Below are 17,652 nucleotides of genomic sequence, written 5' to 3'. Positions count from 1 at the left end.
CTCGACGGCCTGGGCCGGCCCGGTTTCCCGCTGCGTTCCGGCGCGCGATCGGTCGGCGGTTCTCTTTGGCCCGGCCGCGCCTTACGGCAGCGGCGGCCAGGGCGGCGCGGCGAACGAGCCGGCTGCATGGCGCGTGCCCTGCGCTTGTCACCGGCGGCAGCCGAGGGATTGGCCCGGCAGTAGCAAAGTATGTCGCTGGCAGGGGTATGAACTTGCTTCTGTCGGCACGAGATCCTGCCGGGCTTGCTCGGGCCAGGGCCCAGATCCTCGCCCTGCACCCGGATTGCAGGATTGAACTGCTCAGCGTGGACATGCGTTTTCCGAATCAGGTACACGAAGCAGTCGCGAAAGCCCTGTCCGGCACGATGCGGATCACCATGGTGGTAAGTTCGGCCGGGGTCTTCAAGAGGGGGGGGCGGCCCTTGCCGGCGAGGATGTCATCTCCATGGTGGACATCAACCTCACCAGCGCGCTGGTTGTCACCAATCTCGTGGCGAACCGCATGCGGCTCGACGGTGGCGGACAGATTTTCCTGCTCTCCCCGATGGCCGGGATGGAGAGCATGCCGAAGCTTGGGGTCTATGCGGCGACCAAGGCCGCGTTGATCAGCTACGCGCAGGCTCTGCACAAGGAGTTGTTGTCCTTCGACGTGCGCGTGACCTGCCTGTGCTCCTGTGTGGTCAATACCGGCATGACCAATGACGGCCGCATCCCGAACGAGGCGAAGATCCAGGTCGAGGATGTCGTGGCGACGATCGATTTCGTTCTGAGCTTGCCCGCAGCCGTCACGCTTCCGCAGGTTGAAATTCGGTGCAAGGTCATCGAGATGGAGACGTTCGCCGTCGGCGCGGGCACGCAGGGCGCCCCCAAGGGCAACTGATAGATCAAACAGCACCTGCACACGTTTGCCCAGTGGCGGAGACGCTTACTGGAAGCGTAACTTGCAACGTCGGTACCAAAGGTATCGACGCTTCCCCCGATTGCAGGAGGCGCGACGACCGATTGCAGCTGCCTTATGAGCTTTGACTGGCTGTTGGCCGTTTTTTGAGCTTGAATAGACGCATGATTGTCTGGAGTGGTGGCGGGCGCCCCGTTACCCAATGGGGGCTGTTCATACATGGCATCGGCTGGCGTTTTCGCGAATCAAGACGCATAGGTGGTCGATGTCGTGCGTCGCATGAGAGGGCCATGCCAGGAGAGTCGCACAATGAATGAAACAATAAAGCCGGAACCTCCGTTGGATGAAATGGCAAGCGACGGGCAGATCCCGGGCCAGACGGCGCCAACCCCCGTGGTCCTGCTGGTCGACGACGAACCGAACGTTCTGTCCGCACTCAAGCGTGTTCTAAGAGTCGCTCGATACGACGTGCGAACGGCGGAGAGTGGGGAGGCGGCGCTCGATCTACTGACCTCGACGGAGGTCGATCTGATCGTATCGGACATGCGCATGCCACATATGAACGGCTCGGACTTTCTGGCACGCTGCCGCACGATGTGGCCCGAGACGATGCGAATCCTGCTGACTGGCTACTCGGAGATCGATTCCGTTGTGCGAGCCGTGAACGAGGGTGGGATCTATCGCTATTTGAATAAACCTTGGGATGACCAGGATCTGCTTTTGACGATCGGGCAGGCCCTCGAACAGCGCCGTTTGCGCGCCGAAGCGATGCGTCTCGCGGCACTTACGCAGACGCAAAACGAAACGCTACGCCGATTCAATGACGAATTGGAGCGGCAGGTCCGGGCGCGTACCGAGGAGATCGGCCAGACTGTGATGTTTCTCGAAGCCGCCCAACGGGACCTGAAGAGCAATTTCACCGCAATGGCGCAGGTCTGCGCAAATATGGTCGAACTGCGGTGCGGCAGCGGCGGCGGACAAGCGATGCGGATCGGGGAGATCGCGAAACATCTCGCCTCGTCGTTGGAGATGAGCGCGCTGCAGACACAGGAGGTGTATTTCGCCGGCCTGTTGCATGGCATAGGCAAATTGTCGTTGCCCGACGCGCTATTGCACAAGCCGATCGCGAAGATGTCGACGGAAGAACGTCACCTGTTCCACCAGCACCCGTTGCGCGCCCAGATGGTTCTGACACCTGTGGATCAATTGCATCAGGTCGCGTCGATCATCGGGCACCAATTTGAGCGCTTCAATGGCCGGGGGATACCGGATGGCCTCGTGGGAAACGACATTCCGCTGGGCTCGCGCATCATCGCGGTGGCGCGGGATTTCGACGGGCTGTGTCACGGCGATATCGGCGTGCAGCATACCCGCGATCAAGCACTGGACGCACTTCGATCTCAGGCGGGCATCCGTTACGACCCGCAGGTCGTTGGTCGCTTGATCACCTTGATGAAAAATCCGGTGATTTCCGGCATGGCTGCATCGATATCGGAGGTCTCGGCAGCCGGATTGGTCGAGGGAATGCGGCTTGCCGATGATCTGCGCACGCGCCGGGGCGTGCTGCTGATGGCCAAGGGTAGCGCGATGTCGGCCCATCAGATCGAACTGATCCGCCGTTTCGAGGCGCACGAGGATTCGCCGTTCAAGATCCTGATCCAGGCATCGCGCGGGGCAGCGGACGGCTTCTCGAGAATTGCCGGTCAGCCCGGCTGAGGCGGGTGGGGGCTATTGGATACCGTCTTCGTGGCGGTCGATCGCCGGGCGTGGCGACCTTGTGTCACTCTGACTCGGACTACGATCATGCAAGGTACGTACAACCATTGGCTGGTTCTGCTGTCATTCGGCATTGCGACGCTGGCGTCGTATGCAACGCTCGATTTGACGGCCTTTATCTCGCTGCTCAAGCAACCGAAGTTGCGGCGCGTATGGCTGAGCGGCGGCGCCGCGGCCATGGGAACGGGTATCTGGTCGATGCACTTCGTCGGCATGCTGGCGTTCTCGCTGCCGATTCCGCTCGGCTATAACCTCGCCGAGACCGGCGTGTCGCTCCTGCTTGCCGTACTCGCGTCGTACTTCGCGCTGAGCGTTGTGACGCGCGAATTGTTGACCTGGGGCCGCCTGTGCGTCGGCGGAGCATCGATGGGCGGCGGTATCGCCGGCATGCACTACACCGGGATGGCGGCGATGCACATGCAGCCGGCAATCGCGTACGACCCGGTCCTGTTTGCCGCGTCGCTCATGATCGCGGTCGGGGCCTCCACGGCGGCACTGTGGATCGCGCAGACCCTGCGCGCGCAGCATACAAGACATGCGACCGTGCGAAGGATCGGCGCTGCGATGGTCATGGGCGTGGCGATCGGCGGCATGCACTACACAGCGATGGCGGCGGCCAACTTCGGTCCGGACGCGATATGCGGCGCGGCCAACGGCATCGATGCGCCGTGGTTGGCAACGACGATTGCGCTGTTTACGCTGGCGCTCCTGGTGGTAACGCTGCTGGTTTCCCGTTTCGACGCGCGGGCGACCTTCCTTCGGGGGATGGCGGATACGCTGGAGGAACTCGTAAAGCAGCGAACCTCGGAACTGGAAGGCGCGCTGAAACGTTACGAGCGGACGACCCGGATGCTGCAACAGACCCGCGAAAAGATGGAGCGCGAGATCGAGGAGCGCAAGTCGGCGCAGGCGAGACTCGAGCAGGAGAAGGACGAACAGCGTCGGCTGATGAGCGAGCTGGCGGATACGCACGTCCAGTTGCTGCAATCCGACAAGCTCGCTTCGATCGGCCAACTGGCCGCGGGCGTCGCGCACGAAATCAACAATCCGATCGGCTTCGTCAACTCGAATCTGAACACGCTGCGTGGCTGGGTACGCGACCTGCTCGGCGTGGTGACGGCTCATGAGACGCTCATGTCCAGTCTGGATTCCGCTACGCGCGACACACTCCTGAATGCCTGGAAAAGCGCCGATATCGACTTCGTTCGGGACGAGATCATCACCTTGATCGACGAGTCGATCGACGGCACCACGCGTGTTCGCCGCATCGTGCAGGATCTACGCGATTTTTCGCGTCCTGGCAGCGGCGATTGGAGCATGGTCGATATCCATGCCGGCATCGAAAGTACGTTGAACGTCGTTCATAACGAGATCAAGTACAAGGCGGACGTGGTTCGCGATTTCGGCGACTTGCCGTTGATCGAATGCCTGCCGTCGCAATTGAATCAGGTGTTCATGAACCTTTTCGTCAACGCGGCGCAGGCTATTGTCGGGCGCGGTGTTATCTCGGTTCGGACGACCTTGGAGGGCGACCAGGTGGCGATTGCGATTTCCGATACCGGGAGTGGCATGTCGCAAGACGTACAGCGCCGGATTTTCGATCCGTTCTTTACGACCAAGCCGATCGGCGAAGGCACCGGTCTCGGACTGTCGGTGTCGCATGGGATCGTGGAGCGTCATAAGGGCACCATCGACGTCGAGAGCGAACCCGGGCGAGGCACAACCTTCACCGTGCATTTGCCCGTCAGGCAGCGGGTTGCCAGCACTGCCGCCACCGCGCTGAATGACAAAACCTGAGTGCCGGAAGGGCGTGCGGGTCGGAAGTGCCGATCTGGCGGGTCACCCCTCACCCTTTTTCCTATGGGGCGAGGCCTCCTGAGTGTATCGCTGCGCGAGGTCGTCAAACGTGTTGTGCTCCGCTTCCGTTCTACCGACAAAGGTTCCTCGATCCATTTCAGACTCGATGCGGCGCGTCCAGGCTTCGGCTATAGCCTTTGTGTCAAACCTGCGTGTTGGGGGCGGCGCGTCGACGAATGAGCGCGCGCCCATCGTTTCCCCGCTTCAAGATTGATGCCACTGGATGCTCCAGACAGTCGTTGATCGTTGTCTGGGCCAATTTCGCGGCGCCCTCAAAGGGTGTTCGGCGAGGTTTGCGCGCAAAGAAAAAGGCCCTCAGCTTTCGCTTGAGGGCCTTTTATCTTTCGGGCTTCACACACCGATGAATCCTTGGTGGGCGGTACTGGGATCGAACCAGTGACCCCTGCCGTGTGAAGGCAGTGCTCTACCGCTGAGCTAACCGCCCAAAGAGCCTTGAATTATGTCAGAGTTGGCCAACTTCGTAAAGCACTTTCTGAAACTAATTCATCGCGGCGGGTTCTGACCGCACCGTGGCGCAACCAGAAGCGGGATTCTACAATCAATCCGTCACTTTTATCCAGCAGTATTTTCAATCACGCAGCAGAAGGGCGGGGATGCCGCGAAGCCGCGCATGCCGTCACGCTTCCCGCGCGAGCCCTCCGATCGCTTCCCGCACATACCCCGCGAACCGTTCCACGACCGGCTCCACATCATCCGCGCGGCGCAGCTGCAAGGTCTGCGACGCGAATCCCGTGTCTAGCAGCGACACGAAACACACGCGCTCGCCGCGCGCCTTCCGCAGCGCATGCGGCGCGAGCGCGACCCCCATCCCGAATTCGACCATCGACAGCACCGTCTGCCACAGCCGCGCCTCATGCCGGATCAACGGGCTGAATTCCGCCTGCACGCACTGCGCGATGATCAGGTCGTGATAATGCGGCGCGACGTCGCGCGGAAACAGGATGAACGGCTCGGCCGCGAGCGCCGAGAGCGCGAGCCGCGCCTCGCCCGCGAGCGGATGACCGGCCGGCAGGCAGCACTCGAACGGCTCCGAATAGATCGTCTCGGCCGCGATGTCAGTGGGGAAGCTCCCCCAGTGCGCGTAGCCGAGATCGATCTGCGCGCGCCGGATCGCGTCGACCTGTTCATGCGTGTTCATTTCCTTCAGCACGATCTCGACGCCTGGATGATCCGCGCCGAAGCGCGCCACCGCCTGCGGCAGGCCGCGGTACAGCATCGAATTGACGAAGCCGATCCGCAGCCGCCCGCCGAGCCCGGACGCCGAACGCACCGTCAGCCGCGCGGCTTCCCCGGCCTGCAGCAACAACCGGCGCGCCTCGCCGAGCAGCACCTCGCCCGCATTGGTCAGCGCGACCCGCTTGCTGGTCCGCACGAGCAGCGCGACACCCAGCTCCTCCTCGAACTTGCGGATGTCGAAGCTCAGCGCCGGCTGCGAGATGAAAAGCCGCTTCGCCGCGCGGCCGAAATGCAGTTCCTCGGCCACCGCCACGAAGTAGCGCAACTGCTTGAGTTCCATGCCGCCTCCGCCTGCTTGCATCGATCAGGATTATTTATCGTACCGGATAAATCCTGTATTGGACGTTTATCGATGGTGTTCCTAAGCTGGCCGGACAAGGAGGCGACACCATGCACGAGAACACCGAAGCGTTCGCCGCGGGCGCGAACAACATCCCCGACAGCCGCGGCGTCAATTTCTTCACGACCGACCACGACCTGGCCGCGCTGCTGCGCCTGTACCTCGACGACGCGGGCTATCGCCGCCTCGAACCGACGTTGCATGCGCTGGGTCGGCGGGCGTCGGACGAGCTCGATCGCTGGGCCGGGAGCGCGGATCGCCATCCGCCCGAATTGCAGCACCGCACGCGGCGCGGCGAACCGCTGCAGCGCATCGACAAGCATCCCGACTACGTCGCGCTCGAGCGCGTCGCGTTTGCCGAACTGGGGCTCGCGTCGATGAGCCACCGCGACGATGCGCCGCCGCCGCTCGTCAAGTACGCGCTGACCTTCCTGTTCGTGCAGGCCGAGTTCGGCCTGTGCTGTCCGGTGAGCATGACGGATTCGCTGACCCGCACGCTGCGCCGCTACGGTGCGCCGGAGTTGGTCGAGCGTTTCCTGCCGCGGCTCGCGTCGCGCGATTTCGACACGCTGTACCAGGGCGCGATGTTCATGACCGAGCAGGCGGCGGGCTCGGACGTCGCCCGCATCGAGACGCGCGCGGTGCGCGAAACCGGCGCGGACGGCGCGACGGCGTGGCGGCTGTACGGCGACAAGTGGTTCTGCTCGAACGCCGATGCCGATCTCGCGATGGTGCTCGCGCGTCCCGACGGCGCGCCGTCGGGCCTCAAGGGGCTCGCCCTGTTTCTGCTGCCGAAGGCCTTGCCGGACGGCGCGCGCAATCACTACCGCATCGTCCGCCTGAAGGACAAGCTCGGCAGCCGCTCGATGGCGAGCGGCGAGATCACGCTCGACGGCGCATACGCCTACCTGATCGGCGAGGTCGGGCGCGGCTTCCACCAGATGGCGGACATGATCAACATGTCGCGCCTGTCGAACGGCGTGCGCGCGGCGGGCCTGATGCGGCGCGCGCTGACCGAGGCGCTGCACATCGCACGGCACCGCGAGGCGTTCGGCCGCAAGCTGATCGAGATGCCGCTGATGCAGCGGCAGTTGCTGAAGATGCTCGTGCCCGCCGAGCAGGCGCGCTCGCTGTTCATCCAGATCGCGCTGCTGCTGCCGCGCGCGGACGCGGGCGACGAGCAGGCGGCACGCTGCGTGCGCATTCTCACGCCGCTGATCAAGTTCCGCGCGTGCCGCGACGCGCGCCGCGTCGCGGGCGATGCGATGGAGGTGCGCGGCGGGACCGGCTACATCGAGGAGTGGAGCGACGCGCGGGTGCTGCGCGACGCGCATCTCGGGTCGATCTGGGAAGGCACGAGCAATATCGTCGCGCTCGACATTGCCCGCGCGGTCACGCGCGAGCAGGCGCTCGAACCGCTGCGCGCGCACCTGGCGCGGCTGCTCGCGGACGCGGGCCTGCCACCCGCGAGCGAGGTCGCGCTGGAACGGGCCCTGGCGCGCGCATGCGAACTGATGGCGCGCGTGGCGACGCAGGGCGACGATGCGCGCGTGCGCGCCGCCGGGTCGGCGCTGTACCACGCGACGACGGCGATCCTGCTGGCGCACGAAGGGGCGCGGCTCGCGCCTGACTATCGGCGGCTCGCGCTCGCGCACCTGGTGCTGCGTCACAAGCTGTCGCCGCTCGATCCGCTGGCGCCGCGCGACGGCGCGGCCGACGCGGAGGCCGGCGCGCTCCTGCTGGGCGACCGGCCGGTGCCGCTGGACGCGGCGCTGCGCCTTCTCGACGACGCACAGGTGAACGCATGAGTTCCGCGCACCTGCCGCCCGGCGCGCTGGCGGGGCTGAAGGTGGTCGACCTGAGCCGCGTGCTCGGCGGCCCGTACTGCACGCAGGCGCTGGCCGACCACGGCGCCGACGTGATCAAGCTCGAACCGCCGGGCGGCGACGAGACGCGCGGCTGGGGGCCGCCGTTCCTCGACGACGCAGCGTGGTACTTCATGGGCGTGAACCGCAACAAGCGCGGGATCGCGGTCGATCTGTCGCAGGAGGCGGGGCGCGCGATCCTGTGGCGCCTGCTGGACGACGCCGACGTGCTGGTCGAGAACTTCAAGCCCGGCACGCTCGCGCGCTGGGGCATGGACTACGCACGCGATCTGCGGCCGCGGCTGCCGCGGCTGATCCATTGCGCGATCACGGGCTTCGGTCCGGACGGTCCGCTCGGCGGCTTGCCCGGCTACGACGCGGTGATCCAGGCGATGGCGGGCCTGATGAGCGTGAACGGCGAGCGTGACGGCCCGGCGACGCGCATCGGCTTGCCGATCGTCGACATGGTCACGGGGCTCAATGCGCTCGCGGGCATCCTGCTCGCGCTCGCGGAGCGTGCGCAGAGCGGCATGGGGCAATCGATCGACATCGCGCTGTACGACTGCGGCGTGTCCCTGCTGCATCCGCATCTGCCGAACCATTTCGGCTCGGGCGCCGTGCCGGCGCGCAGCGGCAATGCGCATCCGAACATCGCGCCGTACGACAGCTATCGCACCGCGACCGAGCCGCTGTTTCTCGCGGTCGGCAACGATCGCCAGTTCGCGCGCCTGTGCGCGCATCTCGGCGCGGCGGCGCTCGCGGACGATCCGCGCTTCGTCGACAACGCGCGCCGCTGCGCGCATCGCGTGGAACTGAAGGCGGCGCTCGAAGCGAGGCTGGCCGGGCAGCCGTGCGATGCGCTGGCGCGCGCGCTGATGGCGGAAGGGGTGCCGTGCGGCCCCGTGCGAACCGTCGATGCGGTCGCGCGCGATCCGCATACGCTGCATCGCGGGCTGCTGGTGGAACTGGGCCGTTATCGCGGCACGGCGTCGCCGATCCGGCTGTCGCGCACGCCCGCGACCTACCGCGATGCGCCGCCCGCGCTCGGTCGCGACACGCGCACGGTGCTCGACGGGCTCGGCATCGACGCCGCGACCCAGCGGCGCCTGTTCGACGCGGGCGTGCTGAAGGAGTCGGCCGTCGATCCATGACGGCGCCGCCGGCCGGCGGCGAACCGGCCCCCCCGGCAAGGCGCGCACCAGTCGCGCCACGCCCCCAGCAACCAGGAGACAAGCATGAACCCTCAGCACGAACCCCGCGCGCCGGGCAATTCCCCGCGCCGGGCCGCGATCGCCGCCTTCGTCGGCACGACCATCGAGTGGTACGACTTCTACATCTACGGCACGGCCGCGGCGCTCGTGTTCGGCAAGGTGTTCTTCTCGCCGCAGATGGCGCCGGGCGTCGCGACGCTGCTCGCGTTCGTCACGTTCTGGGCGGGTTTCGTCGCGCGGCCGATCGGCGGGATCGTGTTCGGCCACCTGGGCGACCGGGTCGGCCGCCGGCAGGCGCTCGTGATCACGCTGGTGATGATGGGGCTCGCGACGACCGCGATCGGCCTGTTGCCCGGCTACGACCGCATCGGCGCGTGGGCGCCCGTGTGTCTCGTGCTGCTGCGCGTGCTGCAGGGGATCGCGGTCGGCGGCGAGTGGGGCGGGGCGGTGCTGATCGCGAGCGAGAACGCGCCGCGCCACAAGAGCATTCTCTACGCGGCGTTCGCGCAGCAGGGTTCGCCCGCCGGCAACCTGCTGGCGACGGGCGCGTTCTTCGCGCTGAGCATGCTGCCGACGCCCATCTTCGTCGGCTGGGGCTGGCGCATCCCGTTCCTGCTGTCGGCGGTGCTGGTGATCGTCGGCATGGTGATCCGCCTCAAGCTCGTCGAATCGGCCGACATGCAGCGCGTGCTCAAGCGCAACCGCACGGTGAAGCTGCCGCTCGCCGAGGTGCTGCGGCACCACTGGCCGACCGTGCTGCTCGCGGCGGGCGCGCTGCCGGTGATTCACGTCACCTACTTCCGCAGCACCTTCGCGCTGTCCTGGGCAACCAAGGAGCTCGGCTATGCGCAGAGCACCTTCCTCGGCATGCTGGCGATCTCGATCATCGTGCAGTTCTGCGTGCAGCCGATCGGCGCGTGGCTCGTGTCGCGGGTCGACATGCGGCGCGCGATGTGCGCGATCCTGATTCCCGAGTGCGTGCTGATGCCCGTGATGTTCCACGCGATCGAAACCCGTTCCTATGCGATCGCGCTCGCGGGCATGGTGCTCTCGACGATTCCGTCGGCGATGTACTACGCGGCGGTGGGCGGCATGCTCGCCAGGGTGTTCCCGGTCAACGTGCGCTATACGGGGCTGTCGCTGTCCTACCAGCTGTGCTCGCTGCTGATCGGCGGCGGCACGCCGGTGCTCGCGCAGGCGCTGCTCAACGCGACGGGCGGCATCGGCGCGGTCGCGCTCGTGTCGGCGCTCTATGCGCTCGTGTCGCTCGCCTGCATGCTGGCGCTGCTCGCGCGCACCGGCCATCGCGCGAACGAACTGTCCACGGTGGAGCGGGCGGACGAGCTGGAACTGGAGCGGGAGCGGGAGCGGGAGCGGGAGCGGGAGCGGGAGCGGGAGCGGGAGCGGGAGCGGGAGGCGGCGCGGCCGCAGGGCACGGCCGGCGGGGCCAAGGGGCTGGAAGCCGGCTGAGCCGCCCGCCTGGGCGGGCCGCGGCGAGGGGGCGGGCAAGCGCGCGCGTCGCGCGCGGCCCGCCGGATCGGTCAGGCCTGGGGCGGCGGCACGAAGCCGGACGCCTGGTCCGCGCCATCGCCGAAGAAATACTTCTCGGTCTGCTTCATCAGGTACTGGCGCGCGCGCGGGTCGGCCATGTTCAGGCGGTTCTCGTTGATCAGCATGGTCTGCTGCTTGAGCCAGCCCTGCCAGGCTTCCTTCGAGACGCTTTCATAAAGGCGCTTGCCGAGTTCGCCGGGCAGCGGCGGGAAATCGAGTCCCTCGGCTTCCTTGCCGAGCTTCGCGCATTGAATCATACGGGCCATCGTGTACTTCTCCTGTAATCGGACTGGGGGAGGGCGGGCGCTCGGCGCCGCTCAGAGCTGCTTCATCAGCACGAGCGACTTGCGCTGCCAGTTATAGAGTTTGCGGCGGTCTTCCGGCAGGTCGTCGACCGTGGCCTTGACGAAGCCGCGCTTGAGGAACCAGTGTTCGGTGCGGGTCGTCAGCACGAAGATGTGCGTGAGGCCGCGCGCGCGGGCGCGCTGCTCGACCCGCTTGAGAAGCCGCTCGCCGTCGCCCGAACCCTGCGCCTCGGGCGCGACGGTCAGGCAGGCCATCTCGCCGATCTTCTCGAGCGGATACGGATACAGCGCCGCGCAGCCGAACAGCACGCCATCGTGCTCGATCACCGAGAAGTGATCGATGTCGCGCTCGATCTGGTGGCGGCCGCGCCGCACCAGCGTGCCGTCCGTCTCCAGCGGCTCGATCAGGGTCAGGATGCCGCCGACGTCGTCCGGCGTCGCTTCGCGCAGGCTTTCGAGGTTCTCGTACGAGATCATCGTGCCCACGCCGTCGTGCAGGAACAGCTCCAGCAGCATGCTGCCGTCGAGCGCCTGCGGAATCAGGTGCGCCCGGGTCACGCCGCCGCGGCACGCGCGGATCGAATGGCGCAGGAAGAACGCGTCGTCGCCCTGCAGGTCGCCGGAGTCGAGCAGGTCGGCCGCCGCGTCGAGCGACATTTCGCGGACCAGCTCGCCCGTCTCGTCGACGATGCCGGGCGTCTCGGTCAGGAAGATGATCTTGTCGGCGCGCAGCGCGATCGCCGCCGCCGAGGCGACATCCTCCATCGACAGGTTGAACGCCTCGCCGGTCGGCGAGAAGCCGAGCGGCGACAGCAGCACCAGCTTGCGGCTCGCGAGCGAATGGCGGATCGACTCGGCGTCGATCTTGCGGACGATGCCGGTGTGCGCGAAGTCGACGCCGTCGAGGATCCCGACCGGGCGCGCGGTCACGAAGTTGCCGGACACCACGCTGATGTGCGCGTGCGCCATCGGCGTGTTCGGCAGGCCCTGGCTGATCGCCGCCTCGATGTCGAGACGCACTTCGCCGGCCGCTTCCTTCGCGGATTCGAGCGCGCGCGCGTCGGTGATGCGCAGGCCGTGCGAGAACGCCGACTCGACCCCGTGCAGGCTCAGCTGCTCCTCGACCTGCGGCCGCGAGCCGTGCACCAGCACGATCTGGATTCCCATCGCCTGCAGCAGCGCGATGTCGGACACCAGGGCGTTGAGGAGGCCCTGCTGCACGACTTCGCCGCCGAAACCGACCACGAACGTGCTGTTGCGGAACCTGTGGATATAGGGCGCGACGGAGCGCATCCAGTCGACGAACTGGGCGTGGCCGGCGGCGTCGTCGACGCCTGACTGGGCGGTGGGGAGGTCGGTTTGGGAATTCATGGGCGGGATTATAATGCGCCCCCATGTCGAATGTACCCAAAAGCCCCGCACAAAAGCGGGCAGATGCGCAGGCGGAGCCGCGCCCCGACGGCGCGCCGGCGCCGCGTGCGCGGCAGCCGCGCCCGCAGCCTCCTTCCGGTCAGACGCCGCGCGCCGCCCAGGCTCCGCGCGCGGCCCGTCCGAAGGCCGCGCCGAACCCGGTGCCGCCCATCACGTTTCCCGAGAGCCTGCCGGTTTCCGGCAAGCGCGACGAGATCGCGCAGGCGATCGCCGCCCACCAGGTCGTGATCGTCTGCGGCGAGACCGGCTCGGGCAAGACCACGCAGTTGCCGAAGATCTGCCTCGCGCTCGGCCGCGGCCTCGGCGCGGGCGGCGGCGGCCTGATCGGCCACACCCAGCCGCGCCGGCTCGCCGCGTCGTCCACCGGGCGGCGCATCGCCGAGGAGCTGGGCACGCCGTTCGGCGAGGTGGTCGGCTACAAGGTGCGCTTCACCGACAATCTCGCGCCGGGTGCGTCCGTCAAGCTCATGACCGACGGCATCCTGCTCGCCGAGACCCAGACCGATCCGCTGCTCAAGGCCTACGACACGCTGATCATCGACGAGGCGCACGAACGCAGCCTGAACATCGACTTCCTGCTGGGCTACCTGCGGCAGATCCTGCCCAGGCGGCCGGACCTGAAGCTGATCGTCACTTCGGCGACCATCGACGCCGACCGCTTCGCGCGCCATTTCGGCAGCGACGCGCGGCCCGCGCCGGTGATCGAGGTGAGCGGCCGCCTGTACCCGGTCGAGATGCGCTACCGGCCGATCGCGGAGGATCGCCCGGCCGCCGTGCGCCATGCCGAGGGCGCGGCGTCCGGCCGCGACCGCGTGAAGAGCGCGCGCGAGGCCGAGCGCGACCTGATGGACGGGATCGTCGACGCGGTCGACGAGCTGTGCCGCGAAGGCCCCGGCGACGTGCTGGTGTTCCTGCCCGGCGAGCGCGAGATCCGCGACGCGGCCGAGGCGCTGCGCAAGCACCACCCGCCGCACACCGAGATCCTGCCGCTGTTCGCGCGGCTGTCGGCGGCGGAGCAGGAGCGCGTGTTCAAGGCCTCGAACGCGCGCCGGATCGTGCTCGCGACCAACGTCGCCGAGACCTCGCTGACGGTGCCGGGGATCCGCTACGTGGTCGACACCGGCCTCGCGCGGGTCAAGCGTTATTCGTACCGGAACAAGGTCGAGCAGCTGCAGATCGAGTCGATTTCGCAGGCCGCCGCGAACCAGCGCGCGGGCCGTTGCGGCCGGGTGGCCGACGGCGTCTGCGTTCGCCTCTATGAAGAGAGCGATTTCCAGGCGCGGCAGCGCTTCACGGATCCGGAGATCCTGCGTTCGTCGCTGGCGGCCGTGATCCTGCGGATGAAGTCGCTGCATCTGTCGGCGATCGAGTCGTTTCCGTTCATCGAGCCGCCGCCCGGCCGCGCGATCGCCGACGGCTACCAGCTGCTCAACGAGCTGGGCGCGGTCGACGACGACAACGCGCTGACGCCGCTCGGCCGCGAGCTGGCGCGCCTGCCGCTCGACCCGCGGGTCGGCCGGATGATCCTGGCCGCGCGCGACCAGCAGGCGCTGCGCGAGGTGCTGGTGATCGCGAGCGCGCTGTCGGTGCAGGATCCGCGCGACCGGCCGATCGAGGCGCAGGAGCAGGCCGACCAGGCGCACCGGCGCTTCGCGGACGAGCGCTCCGAGTTCCTGCAGTGGCTGCGGATCTGGGCGTGGTTCGAGGAGGCGGTGGCGCACAAGAAGTCGAACCGCCAGCTGATCGACGCATGCCGCCAGAATTTCCTGTCGCACGTGCGGCTGCGCGAGTGGCGCGACGTCCATTCGCAGCTCCTGACCGTGGTGCGCGAGCACGGCTGGCGCCTGAACGAGACCGAGGCGACCTTCGAGCAGATCCACCTCGCGCTGCTGACGGGCCTGCTCGGCAATCTCGGGCTGAAGGCGGACGACGAGCCGCACTACCTCGGCGCGCGCGGCATCAAGTTCTTCCTGTGGCCGGGTTCGGCGCTCGTCAAGAAGGCGGGGCGCTGGGTGATGGCGGCGGAACTGGTCGAGACGAGCCGCCTGTACGCGCGCTGCATCGCGAAGATCGAACCGGAGTGGGTCGAGAAGGTCGGCGCGCACCTGCTGAAGAAATCGCTGTCCGAGCCGCACTGGGAGAAACGGCCCGCGCAGGTGAGCGCGTTCGAGCGCGCGACGCTGTACGGGCTCACGATCTATCACCGGCGGCGGGTTGCGTTCGGCCGCCAGGATCCGGCCCGCGCGCGCGAGCTGTTCATCCGCGGCGCGCTCGTCGACGGCGAGTTCGACACCAAGCTCGCGTTCTTCGCGCACAACCGCAAGCTGCTCGCCGACATCGAGCAGCTCGAGCACAAGTCGCGCCGCCAGGACGTGCTGGTCGACGACGCGCTGATCCAGGCGTTCTACGACCAGGCGATCCCGGAGGGCATCCACACGGGCGCGGCGTTCGAGCGCTGGTATCGCGACGAGGTGAAGAAGAGCGGCCAGCCCGAGGACAGGCTGCGCCTGCTGTACCTGTCGCGCGACGACCTGATGCGCCACGAGGCGGCGGGCGTGACGACCGACCTGTTCCCGAAGCGGGCGACCATGGCCGGCGTCGAGATGACGCTCGGCTATCACTTCGAGCCGGGCTCGCCGCGCGACGGCGTGACGCTCGCGGTGCCGCTGTTCGCGCTGAACCAGGTCGACGCGCGCCGCGCCGAATGGCTGGTGCCGGGCATGCTGAAGGAGAAGGTGCAGCTGCTGCTCAAGTCGCTGCCGCAGAAGCTGCGCCGCCACTGCGTGCCGCTGCCCGAGTATGCGGCGGGTTTCGTCGAGCGCACGGCCGGCGCGCGCTTCGGCGCGGGCGGGCTGGTCGAGGTGCTGATCGCCGACGTGCGCGAGCAGACCCAGATCGCGATGAAGAGCGGCGACTTCAAGCTGGAGACGCTGCCCGCGCACCTGTTCATGAACTTCAAGGTGATCGACGAGCACGGCCGCCAGCTCGCGATGGGCCGCAATCTCGCGCAGCTGCGCGCCGAGCTGGGCGCGCAGGCGCAGCAGCATTTCCAGAAGATCGCGGCGAGCGCGACGCTCGCGCCGGCGGGCGAGGCGACGGCCGACGACGCGCCTGCGCCGGGCGCGCGGCCCGCGCGTGCGGCGCCGGGCAAGCCGACGGGGCCGCAGACCGCGCCGGCGGGCGGCGCGGCGACGCCCGGCGCGCCGGGCGCCGAGGCGGGTGCGACCGCACTTTACGAAAACCTGACGACCTGGAACTTCGGCAAGCTGCCCGAGCTGCTGGAGATCCGGCGGCGCGGCCAGACCTTGTTCGGTTATCCGGCGCTCGTCGATCGCGGCGCGCACTGCGATGTCGAGGTGTTCGATTCGCCGGAGGAGGCGGCGCGCATCCATCGCGCGGGGCTGCGGCGGTTGTTCTGGCTGCAGCTGCGCGAACCGATCAAGTTCCTGGAGAAGAACCTGCCGGGGCTGCGCGAGATGGCGATGCACTATATGGCGCTCGGCACCCAGGAGGCGCTGCGCGACCAGTTGATCGAGACCGCGCTCGACCGCGCCTGCCTGCAGGAGCCGCTGCCGGACGACGACGCGAGCTTCCATGCGCGCCGCGACGAGGGGCGCAGCCGCCTGAACCTGCTCGCGCAGGAGATCGCGCGCCTCGTCGGGCAGATCCTCGCCGAATACGCGGGGCTCGCGAAGAAGCTCGCACAGGCCAAGGCGTTCGGGGCGCCGCACGCGGACATGCAGGCGCAGCTCGGCGCGCTGATCGGCAAGCGCTTCGTGATCGACACGCCGTATCCTCAGCTCGCGCATTTCCCGCGCTACCTGAAGGGCATCGCGCTGCGGATCGACAAGCTGAAGGCCGATCCGGCCCGCGACGCGCGCCAGATGACCGACCTGCAGCCGCTCGCGCAGCACTACCAGCGCGCGGTGTCGCAGCGCGGCGGCGTCGCGGACGCGCGGCTCGCGGAGTTCCGCTGGCTGCTCGAGGAACTGCGTGTTTCTCTGTTCGCGCAGGAACTGCGCACGCCGATGCCGGTCTCTGTGAAGCGTCTGCACAAGGTCTGGGAATCGATGCAGCGTTGATGCAACCGGGGGCAGGGCGCCGCGCGTCAACCGGGCGGCGCCCCCGGACGTTCTACAATGACGGTTGTTCCACGACGTGAGTCTTCATGCGTACTCTTTTTTCCCTCGGCCGCGCGTGCGCGCTGGCCGCAGCAGTCCTGGCGCCCGTCGCCGCCTTCGCGAACAACGTGATCGTCCTGAATTCGGCCGAAGCGACGTTGTCCCTCATTGACCAGAACACACGCCAGGTGATCGGCACGATGCCGACCGGCAAGGAGCCGCATCACCTGATGGCGACGCCCGACAACGGCTCGCTGATCGTCGCGAATTCGGTTTCGAACAGCCTGATGTTCCTCGATCCGAAGACGGGCAAGCTGCAGCGCACCGTCGAGGGGATCGACGATCCGTACCAGCTCGGCTTCTCGCCCGATCGCAAGTGGTTCGTCGCGGCCGGGCTGCGGCTCGACCGGGTGGACATCTACAGCTACGACGGGCGCGACGTGAAGCTCGCGAAGCGCGTGCCGCTCGAGGTGATGCCGAGCCACCTGGCGTTCACGAAGGACAGCAAGACCGTGCTGGTGTCGCTGCAGGTGTCGGGCGAGCTGGCCGCGATCGACCTGGCCACGCAGACCGTCAAGTGGAAGATGAAGGTCGGCAAGGTGCCGGCCGGCCTGTGGATGACCCCGGGCGACAAGTACGTGCTGATCGGCATGACGGGCGCGGATTACGTCGCGGTGGTCGACTGGCGCAACCAGAAGGTCGTGAAGACGATCCCGACCGGCAAGGGCGCGCACAACTTCCGCTCGCTCGCCGACGGCACCCACGTCGCGGTCACGAACCGCGTGGCGAACACCATCAGCATCATCGACGAGAACACGCTGACCAATGTCGGCGACATCACGGGCCTCCTGCCGGGGCCGGACGACATGGAGCTGTCCGCCGACCGCAAGTCGCTGTGGGTCACGTTCCGCTTCGCGAAGAAGGTCGGGATCATCGACCTCGCGACCCGCAAGCTGGTGCAGACGATTCCCGTGGGGCGCTCCCCGCACGGCATCTACTTCTTCGATCGCGCGCCCGTGACGGCGCCGAACGGCGCCTGA

9 protein-coding genes, 1 tRNA gene and 2 pseudogenes are annotated in these 17,652 nt (G+C 67.5%); 8 read left to right on the top strand and 4 right to left on the bottom strand.

Annotated features, from left to right (window positions below; translation table 11 throughout):
* Window positions 1-65: 65 nt before the first annotated feature.
* From Bsp3421_RS34480 to Bsp3421_RS23745, 3 genes and pseudogenes are all read left to right on the top strand, one after another.
* Window positions 66-880 (top strand): annotated as a pseudogene (locus Bsp3421_RS34480) (SDR family NAD(P)-dependent oxidoreductase).
* A 366-nt stretch (window positions 881-1,246) separates the two neighbouring features.
* Window positions 1,247-2,614: an HD domain-containing phosphohydrolase gene (locus Bsp3421_RS23750; RefSeq protein ID WP_274004332.1), complete on the top strand. Its 1,368-nt coding sequence runs from the start codon at window positions 1,247-1,249 to the stop codon at window positions 2,612-2,614.
* A gap of 87 nt (window positions 2,615-2,701) precedes the next feature.
* On the top strand, window positions 2,702-4,471 hold the full coding sequence (locus tag Bsp3421_RS23745; protein WP_274003934.1) for a histidine kinase: 1,770 nt from the start codon (window positions 2,702-2,704) through the stop codon (window positions 4,469-4,471).
* Between the two features lie 430 nt (window positions 4,472-4,901).
* On the opposite strand, the gene Bsp3421_RS23740 is transcribed toward Bsp3421_RS23745, so the two are convergent.
* Window positions 4,902-4,976: transfer RNA gene (locus Bsp3421_RS23740), tRNA-Val, on the bottom strand.
* Between the two features lie 192 nt (window positions 4,977-5,168).
* Complete coding sequence (locus tag Bsp3421_RS23735) at window positions 5,169-6,068, bottom strand: LysR substrate-binding domain-containing protein (RefSeq protein WP_274003933.1); 900 nt, start codon at window positions 6,066-6,068, stop codon at window positions 5,169-5,171.
* Between the two features lie 110 nt (window positions 6,069-6,178).
* Between Bsp3421_RS23735 and Bsp3421_RS23730 the strand changes: the two genes are divergently transcribed.
* The 3 genes and pseudogenes from Bsp3421_RS23730 (at window position 6,179) to Bsp3421_RS23720 (ending at window position 10,674) form a co-directional block, all read left to right on the top strand.
* Window positions 6,179-7,936, top strand: a complete 1,758-nt coding sequence (locus Bsp3421_RS23730) for an acyl-CoA dehydrogenase family protein (RefSeq protein WP_274003931.1) — start codon at window positions 6,179-6,181, stop codon at window positions 7,934-7,936.
* A 17-nt stretch (window positions 7,937-7,953) separates the two neighbouring features.
* Window positions 7,954-9,144, top strand: a pseudogene (locus Bsp3421_RS23725) (CaiB/BaiF CoA transferase family protein); the annotation flags it as partial.
* 84 nt (window positions 9,145-9,228) lie between these two features.
* A complete protein-coding gene (locus Bsp3421_RS23720; RefSeq protein WP_274003930.1) occupies window positions 9,229-10,674 on the top strand; it encodes an MFS transporter in 1,446 nt (481 codons plus the stop codon).
* 71 nt (window positions 10,675-10,745) lie between these two features.
* On the opposite strand, the gene Bsp3421_RS23715 is transcribed toward Bsp3421_RS23720, so the two are convergent.
* Together Bsp3421_RS23715 and argA are read right to left on the bottom strand one after the other, a co-directional pair.
* The gene (locus tag Bsp3421_RS23715) at window positions 10,746-11,021 is read right to left on the bottom strand and encodes an oxidative damage protection protein (RefSeq protein WP_274003928.1); all 276 of its coding nucleotides are present in this window, start codon (window positions 11,019-11,021) and stop codon (window positions 10,746-10,748) included.
* Between the two features lie 51 nt (window positions 11,022-11,072).
* Window positions 11,073-12,431, bottom strand: coding sequence for an amino-acid N-acetyltransferase (gene argA / locus Bsp3421_RS23710; RefSeq protein ID WP_274003927.1), 1,359 nt, complete (start codon window positions 12,429-12,431; stop codon window positions 11,073-11,075).
* A gap of 23 nt (window positions 12,432-12,454) precedes the next feature.
* On the opposite strand from argA, the gene hrpA reads away from it, so the two are divergent.
* Together hrpA and Bsp3421_RS23700 are read left to right on the top strand one after the other, a co-directional pair.
* The gene (gene hrpA / locus Bsp3421_RS23705; RefSeq protein WP_274003926.1) at window positions 12,455-16,573 is read left to right on the top strand and encodes an ATP-dependent RNA helicase HrpA; all 4,119 of its coding nucleotides are present in this window, start codon (window positions 12,455-12,457) and stop codon (window positions 16,571-16,573) included.
* A gap of 86 nt (window positions 16,574-16,659) precedes the next feature.
* Window positions 16,660-17,652, top strand: a complete 993-nt coding sequence (locus Bsp3421_RS23700) for a YVTN family beta-propeller repeat protein (protein WP_274003925.1) — start codon at window positions 16,660-16,662, stop codon at window positions 17,650-17,652.

Origin of the sequence: Burkholderia sp. FERM BP-3421, from assembly GCF_028657905.1 — a bacterium.
GTDB lineage: Bacteria > Pseudomonadota > Gammaproteobacteria > Burkholderiales > Burkholderiaceae > Burkholderia.
Note: the sequence above shows the minus strand (reverse complement) of the source record. Positions and strands in the feature narration are given on the sequence as shown.